Annotated in this window: 12 protein-coding genes; 4 read left to right on the top strand and 8 right to left on the bottom strand. The window is 62.4% G+C overall.

What is annotated here, in order from left to right:
• Window positions 1–28 precede the first annotated feature (28 nt).
• The 3 genes from AC07OJ_RS27275 to AC07OJ_RS27265 are packed head-to-tail and all read right to left on the bottom strand — an operon-like array spanning window position 29 to window position 1,707.
• On the bottom strand, window positions 29–619 hold the full coding sequence (locus AC07OJ_RS27275) for an LON peptidase substrate-binding domain-containing protein (protein WP_065910057.1): 591 nt from the start codon (window positions 617–619) through the stop codon (window positions 29–31).
• Window positions 620–640: 21 nt separating this feature from the next.
• The gene (locus tag AC07OJ_RS27270) at window positions 641–1,357 is read right to left on the bottom strand and encodes an LrgB family protein (RefSeq protein ID WP_065910055.1); all 717 of its coding nucleotides are present in this window, start codon (window positions 1,355–1,357) and stop codon (window positions 641–643) included.
• Window positions 1,354–1,707, bottom strand: a complete 354-nt coding sequence (locus AC07OJ_RS27265; protein WP_065910053.1) for a CidA/LrgA family protein — start codon at window positions 1,705–1,707, stop codon at window positions 1,354–1,356. The genes AC07OJ_RS27270 and AC07OJ_RS27265 overlap by 4 nt, the downstream gene beginning before the upstream one ends.
• 165 nt (window positions 1,708–1,872) lie before the next feature.
• Between AC07OJ_RS27265 and AC07OJ_RS27260 the strand changes: the two genes are divergently transcribed.
• From AC07OJ_RS27260 to AC07OJ_RS27250, 3 genes are all read left to right on the top strand, one after another.
• On the top strand, window positions 1,873–2,328 hold the full coding sequence (locus AC07OJ_RS27260; RefSeq protein WP_065910051.1) for a MaoC family dehydratase: 456 nt from the start codon (window positions 1,873–1,875) through the stop codon (window positions 2,326–2,328).
• Window positions 2,329–2,519: 191 nt separating this feature from the next.
• Window positions 2,520–4,238, top strand: a complete 1,719-nt coding sequence (locus tag AC07OJ_RS27255) for a C13 family peptidase (RefSeq protein WP_065910049.1) — start codon at window positions 2,520–2,522, stop codon at window positions 4,236–4,238.
• Between the two features lie 29 nt (window positions 4,239–4,267).
• Complete coding sequence (locus AC07OJ_RS27250) at window positions 4,268–4,909, top strand: oxidoreductase (protein WP_495095565.1); 642 nt, start codon at window positions 4,268–4,270, stop codon at window positions 4,907–4,909.
• Between the two features lie 149 nt (window positions 4,910–5,058).
• Here AC07OJ_RS27250 and AC07OJ_RS27245 read toward each other — a convergent pair whose 3' ends face one another.
• From AC07OJ_RS27245 to AC07OJ_RS27225, 5 genes are all read right to left on the bottom strand, one after another.
• Window positions 5,059–5,343, bottom strand: coding sequence for a YceK/YidQ family lipoprotein (locus AC07OJ_RS27245; RefSeq protein ID WP_065910045.1), 285 nt, complete (start codon window positions 5,341–5,343; stop codon window positions 5,059–5,061).
• Complete coding sequence (gene ubiX, locus AC07OJ_RS27240; RefSeq protein ID WP_071485426.1) at window positions 5,336–5,965, bottom strand: flavin prenyltransferase UbiX; 630 nt, start codon at window positions 5,963–5,965, stop codon at window positions 5,336–5,338. The genes AC07OJ_RS27245 and ubiX overlap by 8 nt, the downstream gene beginning before the upstream one ends.
• On the bottom strand, window positions 5,962–7,311 hold the full coding sequence (gene mpl / locus AC07OJ_RS27235) for a UDP-N-acetylmuramate:L-alanyl-gamma-D-glutamyl-meso-diaminopimelate ligase (protein WP_495095564.1): 1,350 nt from the start codon (window positions 7,309–7,311) through the stop codon (window positions 5,962–5,964). The genes ubiX and mpl overlap by 4 nt, the downstream gene beginning before the upstream one ends.
• 116 nt (window positions 7,312–7,427) lie before the next feature.
• Window positions 7,428–8,486, bottom strand: a complete 1,059-nt coding sequence (locus AC07OJ_RS27230; protein WP_495095563.1) for a hypothetical protein — start codon at window positions 8,484–8,486, stop codon at window positions 7,428–7,430.
• A 199-nt stretch (window positions 8,487–8,685) separates the two neighbouring features.
• Entirely contained in the window at window positions 8,686–10,575 is a 1,890-nt protein-coding gene (locus AC07OJ_RS27225; protein WP_065910038.1) for a sigma-54-dependent Fis family transcriptional regulator, read from the bottom strand.
• Between the two features lie 272 nt (window positions 10,576–10,847).
• Here AC07OJ_RS27225 and exaC point away from each other — a divergent pair, with 272 nt between their 5' ends.
• The gene (gene exaC / locus AC07OJ_RS27220; protein ID WP_065910036.1) at window positions 10,848–12,368 is read left to right on the top strand and encodes an acetaldehyde dehydrogenase ExaC; all 1,521 of its coding nucleotides are present in this window, start codon (window positions 10,848–10,850) and stop codon (window positions 12,366–12,368) included.
• Window positions 12,369–12,390: the final 22 nt, after the last annotated feature.

Here is a 12,390-nt window from a genome sequence, read left to right as displayed (position 1 = left end):
CGAAAGCACCGCCGGACTTTTCCGAAACTCAGGTGAACAGCTCACCTTGCAGTTCATCGAGCAACATCTGGATCGCGTCCAGCCGTTGCTGCGGGTCGTCGAGCTGCAGCAGGTCGATTTTGTCGGCCTCGGTGAACGGCAGCAGATACGCCAGTTGGTTGCCCAGGGCTTGCTGGCCGTCGGCGTGGGCGCCCATGTCCAGCGAGGCGACCATCGGGTGTTCGGCCAGGGCCTGCAGCAAGGCCAGGAGGTCGGCGTCCTCTTCTTCCAGCGCCTGGTCCGGTTGTTCTTCCAGCCACTGCACCTCGGCCACCAGCAACTGGTCTTTCTGCACGCCGGCGTCACGCACGCGGAAGCGACGGCCACCTTCGACGCGAATCCCAAGCAGGCCGTTGTCCTGTTGCTTGAAGTCGCGAATCAGCGCTTCGCAGCCGATCAGCGCGTAGCCGTCCGGGGCGATGCCCACTTCCTTGCCGTCGAGGATGCACACCACGCCGAAGCTTTCGCCCTTTTTCAGGCAGCGGCTGATCATGTCCAGGTAGCGCGCCTCGAACAGTTGCAGGTCGAGGGTGCAGCCAGGGAACAGCACGGTATTGAGCGGGAACAGCGCCAGACTCATAAAGGTTTCCTTAAACCCGGTTTAAACAATCACCGACACAGCCAGCGGCAGGAACACCGCCGTGGCCACGCCCATCAGACTCATGGCCAGCGCTGCAAAGGCGCCGCACTCTTCGCTTTCCTGCAGGGCCACCGAGGTGCCGACAGCGTGGGCGGTCATGCCCAGCGCCATGCCGCGCGCCTCGGGGCTGCGCACCCCCAGGCGCGACAGGTAAGCAGGCCCGATCATCGCGCCGATCACCCCGGTGATCAGTACAAACACCGCCGCCAATGCGGCCACGCCGCCGATCTGCTCGGCCACCAGCATGGCGATCGGCGAGGTCACCGACTTGGGCGCCATCGTCATCAGCATCCTATGCTCGGCGCCAAACCACCACCCCAGCAACACACACAGGCCGGTGGCCAACACGCCACCTATCACCAGCGTAGTAAAAATCGGCCAGAACAATTGGCGAATCCGCCGCAGGTTCAAGTACAGCGGCACCGCCAGGGCCACGGTCGCGGGGCCGAGCAGGATGCTCATGATCTCGGTGCTCTTGCGGTACTCGGCGTAGCTCAGCCCGCAGGTGAGCAACACGCCAATCACCAGCAGCATGGAAACCAGCACCGGCTGCAGGAAAATCCAGCGGGTTTTCTCAAAGCCCGCGAGTACCAATTGATACGCGCCGAGGGTGATACCGATGCCAAACAGAGGGTGGTGAATCACGGCTGTCCACGCGCCTTGCCAGTCGAAGATCATTGATCCTTCTCCTTGCGCTTGACCATGTGCTCCATCAACAGGCCGACAAAGCCCATGGCGATCACCAGCGACACCACCAGCGCGCCGACGATTGCCCAGAAGTCGGCGGCAATGTCCCGCGCATACACCATCACCCCCACCGCCGGCGGCACCAGCAGCAACGGCAAATAGCGCAACAGGCTGCTGGCCGCCAGGCTCAGGGGCTCGCCGACTTCGCCGCGCCACACCAGGTAGCCGAGCATCAACAGCAGGCCAATGATCGGGCCCGGCAGCACCGGTAACAGCAAATGATTGATCGCCGTGCCGATCAATTGAAACAGCACCAGCCATGTCAGACCGCGTAACAGCATCCGTTCTCTCCCCCCTCAAGACCCGCCCGCATTATAAGCATGCCCGCCCTATGCATCGGCATTCGCCAAAAGCATGGTGGGTTGACCGGGCTGATTGGCCATGATGATCTACATTGGTTCTCTGTAACCCATAAAAACAGCACCGATGAACCAAGGAGAGACGCAATGCCCTATGTACCCGTAGCGCAGCTCAAAGATTATGTCGGCAAGGAACTGGGACGTTCCGAATGGCTCACCATCGACCAGGCCCGTATCAACCTGTTCGCCGAGGCCACCGGCGATCACCAGTTCATCCATGTCGACCCGGTCAAGGCCGCGCAGACGCCGTTCGGCACCACCATCGCCCATGGTTTCCTGTCGTTGTCGCTGATGCCCAAGCTGATGGAAGACCTGCTGATCGTGCCCGAAGGCTTGAAGATGGCCGTCAACTATGGCCTGGACAGTGTGCGGTTTATCCAGCCGGTGAAGGTCAATTCCAAGGTGCGCCTGAACGTGACCCTCAATGACGTCACCGAGAAAAAGCCCGGCCAATGGCTGCTCAAGGCCACCGCGACCCTGGAAATCGAAGGCCAGGAAAAACCCGCTTACGTAGCCGAGTCGTTGTCGCTCTACTTCGTGTAACCACCCGCCCCCGTGTAGGAGCTGGCTTGCCAGCGAAAAACGCACAGCCGCCGCATTCCCCCTGAATGCCCGCCGGCAAGCCGGCTCCTACGGATCTGTGGAAAGGCAAAATCCTTACCACAACAGATGTAAATTTATGTATGAAACCCGCAGCTGCGGCATACTCGGCGCTCAATTATCCGGATCCCGCTATGCGCCCACTCGCTCCCCTTGCCCTTGCCCTGTTGCTCACCGCTTGCGGAGACGGCGAATCGCTGTTGCCGCCCGATGCGCGCCTGCCCGATGGCGGCCGTTACCGGGGCGATGTGGTCGATGGCTTGCTGCAAGGCAAGGGTCGCGTGGACTACCCGAACGGCAGCTGGTACGCCGGGCAGTTCGACAAAGGCCAGTGGCACGGCCAGGGCGAGTGGCATGGCAGCAATGGCGAAGTTTATAAAGGCCAGTTCCAGCAAGGCCTGTTCGACGGCCAGGGCAGCCTGACCACGGCCGGCAGCCAGTATGTCGGCGGCTTCAAGAACGGTCGGCGCAACGGCGAAGGCACCCTCAAAGAGGGGCAGATGACCTATCGCGGCGAATTCAAGGACGACCAGTATTCCGGCCTCGGCCGCCTGGAGCTGGCCGATGGCAGCCAATACCAGGGCCAGTTCGCCCATGGCAAGCCGAACGGCGAAGGCCAGCGCAACGATGACAGCGGCAACCAGTTCAACGGCCACTTCGTGGATGGCCAACTGGAAGGCAACGGCACGTTCAACAGCGCTGACGGCGACATCTATGTCGGCCAGTTCAAGCAGAACCAGCTCAACGGCAAGGGCCGCTACGAAAACGCCGACGGCGATGTCTGGATCGGCCAGTTCAAGGAAGGCGCCCTCAGCGGCAAGGGCGAGTTGATCGGCGTGGACGGCAGCCATTATGTCGGCCAGTTCGTCGACTGGCGCTTTACCGGCGAAGGCCGCTTGAACCTCACCGACGGCAGCTTCTATATCGGCGGCTTCGACAGCGACAGCTATCAAGGCAAAGGCACCCTGGTGCTGACCGATGGCACGGTGCAGGCCGGGACCTGGGTCAACGGCATGCGCGTGCGGGATGCCGACGGCAAGCTGCTGCCCGATCCGCTGGAGACCGGGATCCTGGCCCAGGGCCACCTGCTCGACGCCGCCCTCGCCGCGGTGCCCGCCTCCACCTCGGCGGTGGAGCTGTACACCCTGGTACTGGCCGGCGACGGCAAACAAAGCGTGTTCCTGCGCGAAGCCGATTACGTCAGCAATATGCTCGCCACGCGCTTCGGTGCCCGCGGGCAGATTCGCCTGGTCAACCACCGCGACCATATCGCCGACCGTCCGATGGCCACGCGCGAAAGCCTGCGGCGCGCCGTCCAGACCCTCGCCGAGCGCAGCGGGCCGGAAGACCTGGTGTTTATCTACCTGACCAGCCACGGCACCCACGAACACGAGCTGGTGCTCGACCAACCGCGCATGGAGCTGGCCGACCTGCCCGCCGATGAACTGGCGGCGGTGCTCACGCCGCTGAAGAATCGCGACAAGATCATCGTGATTTCCGCCTGCTACTCCGGCGGGTTTATCCCTGCGCTGAAAGATGAACACACGCTGATCATGACCGCCTCGCGCGCCGACCGCGTGTCCTTCGGCTGCTCCGAGGAAGCTGACTTCACCTACTTTGGCGACGCCCTCTTCGCCCAAGCCTTCAACCAGACCGATGACCTGCAGCAGGCGTTCAAGCTCGCGCAACTGCATGTGACCGAACGCGAACAGGCGGACAACTTCGAAGCCTCTGAGCCGCAGATCTGGGCCCCCAAGGGCGTCATCGCCCACTGGCAATTATTACGCAAGCAGCAGGCACGAAAGGCGCTCGAAAGCGTCTCAATGAATAGCAAGGAAGCCAAAGGCAACTAAGCTGTAATGTGTAACAAGGGGGAAACACCATGTACCTGACACCGCAGCATATCTTGCTCGCCGGCGCCTCCGGGCTCACCGGCGAACACCTGCTCGACCGCCTGCTCAACGAGCCCACCGTGACCCGCGTGCTGGCACCGAGCCGCAAGCCGCTGGCCGAGCACCCACACCTGGAAAACCCGGTCGGCGACCCGGCGGTCTTCCTGCCGCAACTGAGCGGCCGGGTGGATATCGCGTTCTGCTGCCTGGGCACCACCATCAAGCAGGCCGGCACTGAAGAGGCCTTCCGCGCCGTGGACTTGGACATGGTCGTGGCCTTCGCCAAACGTGCGCGGGAAATGGGCGCACGGCACTTGATCGTGATCAGCGCGATCGGCGCCGACCCGAAATCCTCGATTTTCTATAACCGCGTCAAAGGCGAAATGGAACAGGCGCTGAAGGCGCAGGACTGGCCGCAACTGACCATCGTGCGGCCGTCGCTGCTGCTGGGCGAACGCCTGGAGCCGCGCCTGGCCGAGCAATTGGCCGGGCCATTGTCGCGGTTGATTCCGGGCAAGTACCACGGCATTGAAGTCTGCGAACTGGCCCGGGCCATGTGGCGCCTGGCGCTGGAAGAGCAGGATGGGGTGCGAGTGGTGGAGTCGGATGAGCTGCGCAAGCTCGGCAAATAACCTGATCTAAACCCCTGGCGCAGTTTCAAATGTGGGAGCGGGCTTGCTCGCGAAGGCGGTGGATCAGTCAGCTTATTAGTTGACTGGCATACCGAATTCGCGAGCAAGCCCGCTCCCACATTGGCTTTGTGGTGTCTTTAACATCCAGCTTAGAGACCGCCTGTGGCGTTAAACCCAACCCCAAGCACCGTCAACACCGACAGTGGCAACAACAAGGTATCGAGCAGCGCACTGGCCGGCAGGTCGACGTGCGGATAGCTCGGCGCTTCGGCACCGAAGCGGTCCTTGGCGCAGCAGCCGCCGTTGATCGCATACAAATCCAGGCGCGTGCCGGCATACACCACCGGCGCGCCGGGCTGCGCGGCGTCCAGCGTGCGTGCGGTGGCGCAGCCCGCCAATTGCAACGCCACTATCACCCACAGTGCCTTATTCATCGCTGCTCAAATGGTGCTCGCCCCAGCGCGGCAGCATGTCCTGAGGGATGTTCAGCAGGTTGAGAATCCGCGCGACTACAAAGTCCACCAGGTCATCGATGGTCTGTGGCTGGTGATAAAAGCCCGGCGACGCCGGCAGGATGGTCACGCCCATGTTCGACAGCTTGAGCATGTGCTCCAGGTGAATGCTCGAATACGGCGCTTCACGCGGCACCAGGATCAATTGGCGACGCTCCTTCAGGGTCACGTCCGCCGCGCGCTCGATCAGGTTGTTGCAGGCGCCCGTGGCAATCGCCGACAAGGTCCCGGTGGAACACGGCACTACCACCATCGCCGCCGGCGCGCCGGAGCCCGAGGCCACCGGCGACATCCAGTCTTCCTTGCCGTAAACCCTGATCTGCCCCGCCGCCGCACCGGTGTACTCGGTGAGGAACGCCTGCATCATCTGCACCTTGGCGGGCAACGCGACATCGGTTTCGGTGGCCAACACCAATTGCGCGGCCTTGGAGATCAGGAAGTGCACCTCACGGTCCTCGCGCACCAGGCAGTCCAGCAGGCGCAGGCCATAGGGCGCGCCGGATGCACCGGTCATCGCCAGGGTGACGCGCTCCGGGCCACTCATTTCAGCGCCTCGGCAAGCTTGCCATGCAGGCCGCCGAAACCGCCGTTGCTCATGACCACCACGTGGGTGCCCGGCTTGGCCTGATGCTTGACGTGTTCGATGATGCCATCGATGGAATCACAGACGGTGGACGGCACTGTGCACAGCGCGGCAATCGCCGGCAGGTCCCAGCCGAGGTTGGCGGGGGCGTACCAGATCACCTCATCGGCATCGTTGACGCTTTCCGGCAAGCCGTCGCGGTGTGCGCCGAGCTTCATGGAGTTGGAACGCGGCTCCACAATCGCAATGATCGGAGCATCGCCGACGCGCTTGCGCAGGCCGTCCAGCGTGGTGGCAATGGCCGTTGGATGGTGGGCAAAGTCGTCGTAGATGGTAATCCCATTCACGTCGGCGACCTTCTCCATGCGGCGCTTCACGCTTTTGAAGGCGCTCAACGCGGCAATGCCCATGGACGGCACGACGCCGACATGCCGCGCAGCCGCCAGGGTCACCAGGGCGTTGGCGACGTTGTGCTGGCCCGCCATGTCCCACTCAACGATGCCCTGGGCCTCGCCTTCAAACAGCACTTCAAAGCGCGAACCGTCTTCGCTGAGCAATTTGACTTGCCACTGCCCGCCAGCACCGGTGGTTTGCACCGGGGTCCAGCAGCCCATGTCGATCACACGTTGCAGCGCCGGCTCGGTGGTCGGGTGGATCACCAGGCCTTCGCTCGGAATGGTGCGCACCAAATGGTGGAACTGGCGCTCGATGGCCGGCAGGTCGGGGAAGATGTCCGCGTGATCGAACTCAAGGTTATTGAGGATCGCCGTACGCGGGCGGTAGTGGACGAACTTGGAGCGCTTGTCGAAGAAGGCGCTGTCGTATTCGTCAGCCTCGATCACGAAGAACGGGGTGTCCCCCAGGCGCGCCGATACCGAGAAATTCTGCGGCACACCGCCGATCAGGAAGCCCGGGCTCATGCCTGCGTGCTCCAGGACCCAGGCGAGCATGCTGCTGGTGGTGGTCTTGCCGTGGGTGCCGGCGACGGCCAACACCCAGCGCCCCTGCAGCACGTGATCAGCCAGCCACTGCGGGCCGGAGACGTAAGGCAGGCCTTTGTTCAACACGTACTCGACCGCCGGGTTGCCACGCACCATGGCGTTGCCGATCACCACCAAATCCGGTACCGGGTCGAATTGCGCCGGGTCGTAGCCTTGGGTCAGCGCAATGCCCTGGGCCTCGAGTTGCGTGCTCATGGGCGGGTAGACATTGGCGTCGGAGCCCGTGACGTGATGGCCCAGCTCTTTGGCCAATACCGCCATTGACCCCATGAACGTACCGCAGATACCCAGAATATGAATGTGCATAGTCGACCTCGTAAAACATCGAGGCAGGTTAGCGCAGGGAGGGCGAAATCGCACCTTTTATACGGCCAAAGGCCGAGCGAAGAGCACCTGGGTACTACACTCGGCCCGGGCTGTGTTCAGGCGCTGGCTTCGGCTTTATTTTGACTGTCTTTCATCGCGGCCAGGAACCGCAACTTCTCATAAGCCTCGGTCATGCACGCAAACTTCTTTTCCATCAGGTCGAGGCGATCTTTCGGTTCAGTGGGGATGGGCAACCCGGGCTTGTAGGGTTTGAACACCAGACCGTTCTGCCGTGTGGCTTTTTTCAGGTGCTGTTCCGATACACCGAGCAACTTCTCGAGATTACCCAGGCGCCCGACATTATCAGTCGGCCAGGTGTCATCCTTGGTAAATACATGGCTTGTATCCCCGAGCGTGAACATGACCGTCGTGGCCATGCCCAGCAATTTCATTTCAACTTCATCCAACTGTGCACTGATCGGATCTGCCGATGACGGGGTCGATTGCACGGGCGCAGATCCGCCCGTGGCCTTCGGCGGGCTGGAGGCCCCCGGCAAAAACGGTGGCGGCAGCACCCCGGGCGCATAGCTCGACTTGATGGACTCCCCCGAAGCGACAGAGCCTGCGTAGGCCGCGACGTTGATCGGCGCACTGACCAGGCCGGTGATCCCCGCACTGATGAACGCGTCACGGGCAACGCGGCTGGCATTAGGGCCTGTGGATATAACGCCGGCCTTGACCAGGCTATTGGCGTCGATCACTCGCTTGGCGGCCTCGGCAACACTGATCGGCGCCTGCTTGCGCAGCTGAGTCATGAGCAATTCGTCACTCACCTTGATTTTGTTGGCATGCACGATCGTCTGCCCGGCCTCCTTGAACTTGTCCACCGACAGCGGCTGGCCCGGTTTCACGGAGGGGCCGGGCTTGGGCAAAGGCTTGGGCGCGGGTGTCGGCGGCCGGGGGATGGGCGCAGGCGCAATGCTGCCAGGCGACGGTAGGGAGGGTGGCGCTGAAGGCCTTCGTCCGAACCAGGAAAAACCCTTTATCGCCCTCTTGCTGCGCATCAAGGGCTGATCGGCAGCGTCGGCGTGTTGCTCCACAGTTCGCGCGGGCGGCTCTTCTATCGATACGGGCTGTGGAGGAATGAAAGAAACAGCAGGCGGTGCAATTTTCATTAGGGATACCCATTAAGTTTTTATTGTTTGAAAGTTCACTTGGCGTTACCCAAGTTGAGTAACCCCGTGGCACTTAACAGTTCCTGTCAGAGCAGCCCAATACAACTTGAACGGGTTATTCCAACTTAACAATAAAAGGACTTAATGACTGATAACTGCAGAACATCCTCCCTACAAGAACCGTCGAAAAACACCGAACCTATACCCCGGCCAACCGCGTGATCCGATGTTTGCGCAACTTGCGATACAGAGTATTGCGGCTTACCCCCAAGTGCTCGGCAGTTTGGGTCATGTGCCAGTGCTGACGCTCCAGCGCCGCCAGCAAGGTCTGGCGCTCGGCATCATCGAGTGGCAACTCGGTGACCTTGTGCGCAGGCGCCTGGCGCAGCAACGCGGGTAAGTCCTCCAGCCCCACACGCCCGTCATCACAAAGGGCGACCAGCGTGCGCAATACCGTGCGCATTTGCCGAACGTTGCCCGGCCAGGCGAACGCCAGCAGCGCCTGGCGCGCGGCGGGTTCGAGGCTGACCGACTGGCCCGCTGATTCCTCAGCCAGCAGGAAGTCGAGCAACTGAGGCCGGTCACTGCGCTCGCGCAGCGGCGGCAACGCGACTTCCAGGCCATTGAGCCGGTAGTACAAGTCTTCGCGGAAACTGCCGTCCTGCACGCGCCCGAGCAAGTCACGGTGAGTTGCGCTGATAATCCTGACGTTCACCGCCTGAGGCTCACCGCCGAGGGGCACCACCATGCGGTCCTCCAGCACGCGCAATAGACGGGTCTGCAATGCCAGCGGCATGTCACCGATTTCATCGAGGAACAACGTACCGCCGTCAGCCTGTTGCAGCTTGCCCTGCATGCCCTCCTTGCGCGCGCCGGTGAAGCTGCCGCCGCGATAGCCGAACAGCTCGCTTTCGATCAGGCTTTCCGGGATGGCGGCACAGTTGAGGGCCACGAAAGCCTCATCGGCGCGCTGGCTGGCCTGATGCACCGCCTTGGCGAACGCCTCTTTGCCGGAACCGGTTTCGCCGTTGATCAGCAAGGGCACGTCGCGCTCGAATACCCGCAATGCCTTGCGAAAATCATTCTGCAGCGCCGGGTCGCCCAGGTAGATACCGGGCAGGCGCGGCCGCGCAGGTTCCGGCTTGAGCAATGGCGCGGGCTGGCTGCGCGCTTGGCCACGCAGGGCGGCGAACAGGTGCCGGCCATCCCGCGTGCGCAAGGGCCAACTGGCGGTGGCATTGGCGCTGGCGCGACCGAGCAGTTGATCCAGGGAACACTCGAAAAACGCCTCCACCGGCTGCCCCAGCAGACCACCGCGCCCCTGCCCCAGCAGGTTCAGCGCACTCTGGTTGACCGCACAGATGCGCCCTTCGCCGTCGAACGCCAGCAACCCTTCACTGAACAGGCCCACGGATTCGGCCTGCAGGTGAAAGCGCAGCAACCAGTGGTGTTCAAAGTGACGCAGGAAGTAGCAACTCTCGATCATCTTCGCCGACAGGTTGACCAGCGCCATGGTGTGGAACTGGCTCTGGCGCGAGACGGCTTCGCGGGCCGAGGACACATCCAGCACGGCCAACAGCTCACCGTGAGGGTCGAACACCGGGCTCGCCGAACAGGTCAACCCGGTATGCCGGCCACGAAAATGCTCATCACGGTGAATCGTCAGGGATTGGCGCTCCACCAGGCAGGTGCCGATGCCATTGGTGCCTTCGCAGGCCTCACTCCAATCGGCGCCCAGCCACAGCCCGGCGCGCTCGAAGATCCTGCGCTCGGACGGCGCGGTGACACAGTTGAGGATCACGCCACGCGCATCCGTCAGCAGCACGGCATGGCCGGCACCCGAGAGCTGCTGGTGCAGGCTGTTCATCTCGCTGCCCGCGATCTGCAATACCTGTTGCAAGCGTTCGCGGCTTTCCAGCAGACGACCATGCTCGAGCACGGTGGGGGCGATGGTTTGCGCAGGGTCGAGGTGGTAGTCCTCCAGGCACCGCAGCCAGGAGCGGGCGATGGACGGGTCGCTGGACGGATCGCGGCCATGGGCCACGGTGAGGACTTGCTGGGCATGGCGACTGAAATGATCGTTGTGCATTTCTTATTATTCTCCCTGCGTGAGAACAACCAGCATCCCCCAGGCATCCGGCCAATGCAATCCCGGGGCGACCCGTCGGTCACCGGCTGTACCGCCCATGGCACAAACTGTCACCCAGGCTGTACCGAAGGTGTCACAGCAACGCCTTGCAACAAACCCCAAGCCCTTGATTTACCTGGCCCACAAAGCACTGGCCCAACCTTTGCTCTACGCTTAATCAAGCGCTTTTGCGCGCTGTACTCCAATAAACATAAAAGCCAGGAGAATCCACCATGCGTTACGCACACCCCGGTACCGAAGGCGCGATCGTTTCGTTCAAGGCCAAGTACGGCAACTACATTGGTGGCGAATTCGTTGCGCCGGTCGATGGCAACTATTTCACCAACACCTCGCCGGTCAACGGCAAGCCCATCGCCGAATTCCCGCGCTCCACTGCCAAAGACATCGACAAGGCACTCGACGCCGCCCACGCCGCCGCCGACGCCTGGGGCAAGACCTCGGCCCAGGACCGTTCGCTGGTGCTGCTGAAAATCGCCGACCGCATCGAACAGAACCTCGAACTGCTGGCCATCACCGAAACCTGGGACAACGGCAAGGCCGTGCGTGAAACCCTCAACGCCGACATCCCGCTGGCCGCCGACCACTTCCGCTACTTCGCCGGCTGCATCCGCGCCCAGGAAGGCACCAGCGCCGAAATCAACGAACACACCGCGTCCTATCACTTCCACGAGCCACTCGGCGTGGTCGGCCAGATCATCCCGTGGAACTTCCCGCTGCTGATGGCCGCGTGGAAACTCGCCCCGGCCCTGGCCGCCGGTAACTGCGTGGTGCTCAAGCCTGCCGAGCAAACCCCGCTGGGCATCAACGTGTTGCTCGAAGTCATCGGCGACCTGCTGCCGCCGGGCGTACTGAACGTGGTGCACGGCTTCGGCAAAGAAGCTGGCGAGGCCCTGGCCACCAGCAAGCGCATCGCCAAGATCGCCTTCACCGGCTCCACCCCCGTGGGTTCGCACATCATGCATGCGGCGGCGGAGAACATCATTCCGTCCACCGTTGAGCTGGGCGGCAAGTCGCCGAACATCTTCTTTGCGGACATCATGAAAGCCGAGCCGACTTTTATCGAAAAAGCCGCTGAAGGCCTGGTGCTGGCGTTCTTCAACCAAGGCGAAGTGTGCACCTGCCCCTCGCGCGCCCTGGTGGAAGAGTCGATCTACGACGACTTCATGAAAGTGGTGATGAAAAAGATCGAGCAGATCAAGCGTGGCGATCCGCTGGACACCGACACCATGGTCGGCGCCCAGGCGTCCGAGCAGCAGTTCGACAAGATCCTTTCCTACCTGGAAATCGCCAAGGGCGAAGGCGCGCAACTGCTGACCGGCGGCAAGGTCGAGCAGCTCACCGGCGACATGGCCGGCGGGTATTACATCCAGCCGACCCTGCTCAAGGGCACCAACGAAATGCGCGTGTTCCAGGAAGAAATCTTTGGCCCAGTGGTGAGCATCACCACCTTCAAGGACGAAGCCGAAGCCCTGGCCATCGCCAACGACACCGAGTTCGGCCTGGGCGCCGGCGTGTGGACCCGCGACATCAACCGCGCCTACCGCATGGGCCGCGCGATCAAGGCCGGCCGCGTGTGGACCAACTGCTATCACCTGTACCCGGCGCATGCCGCGTTCGGCGGCTACAAGAAATCCGGCGTGGGCCGTGAGACCCACAAGATGATGCTCGACCACTATCAGCAGACCAAAAACCTGCTGGTGAGCTACGACATCAATCCGCTGGGCTTCTTCTAACCGACAACCCGCTCCCACACTT

It is taken from the genome of Pseudomonas sp. GW821-FHT09C08 (genome assembly GCF_059418125.1).
The sequence above is the reverse complement of the archived record's forward strand: the minus strand, read 5'-3'. Positions and strand labels throughout refer to the sequence as shown.

Excerpts from the sequence above, each read along its gene's own strand:
- AC07OJ_RS27275 (WP_065910057.1), bottom strand. The coding sequence starts at position 619 with ATGAGTCTGGCGCTGTTCCCGCTCAATACCGTGCTGTTCCCTGGCTGC.
- AC07OJ_RS27270 (WP_065910055.1), bottom strand. The coding sequence starts at position 1,357 with ATGATCTTCGACTGGCAAGGCGCGTGGACAGCCGTGATTCACCACCCT.
- AC07OJ_RS27265 (WP_065910053.1), bottom strand. The coding sequence starts at position 1,707 with ATGCTGTTACGCGGTCTGACATGGCTGGTGCTGTTTCAATTGATCGGC.
- AC07OJ_RS27260 (WP_065910051.1), top strand. The coding sequence starts at position 1,873 with ATGCCCTATGTACCCGTAGCGCAGCTCAAAGATTATGTCGGCAAGGAA.
- AC07OJ_RS27255 (WP_065910049.1), top strand. The coding sequence starts at position 2,520 with ATGCGCCCACTCGCTCCCCTTGCCCTTGCCCTGTTGCTCACCGCTTGC.
- AC07OJ_RS27250 (WP_495095565.1), top strand. The coding sequence starts at position 4,268 with ATGTACCTGACACCGCAGCATATCTTGCTCGCCGGCGCCTCCGGGCTC.
- AC07OJ_RS27245 (WP_065910045.1), bottom strand. The coding sequence starts at position 5,343 with ATGAATAAGGCACTGTGGGTGATAGTGGCGTTGCAATTGGCGGGCTGC.
- ubiX (WP_071485426.1), bottom strand. The coding sequence starts at position 5,965 with ATGAGTGGCCCGGAGCGCGTCACCCTGGCGATGACCGGTGCATCCGGC.
- mpl (WP_495095564.1), bottom strand. The coding sequence starts at position 7,311 with ATGCACATTCATATTCTGGGTATCTGCGGTACGTTCATGGGGTCAATG.
- AC07OJ_RS27230 (WP_495095563.1), bottom strand. The coding sequence starts at position 8,486 with ATGAAAATTGCACCGCCTGCTGTTTCTTTCATTCCTCCACAGCCCGTA.
- AC07OJ_RS27225 (WP_065910038.1), bottom strand. The coding sequence starts at position 10,575 with ATGCACAACGATCATTTCAGTCGCCATGCCCAGCAAGTCCTCACCGTG.
- exaC (WP_065910036.1), top strand. The coding sequence starts at position 10,848 with ATGCGTTACGCACACCCCGGTACCGAAGGCGCGATCGTTTCGTTCAAG.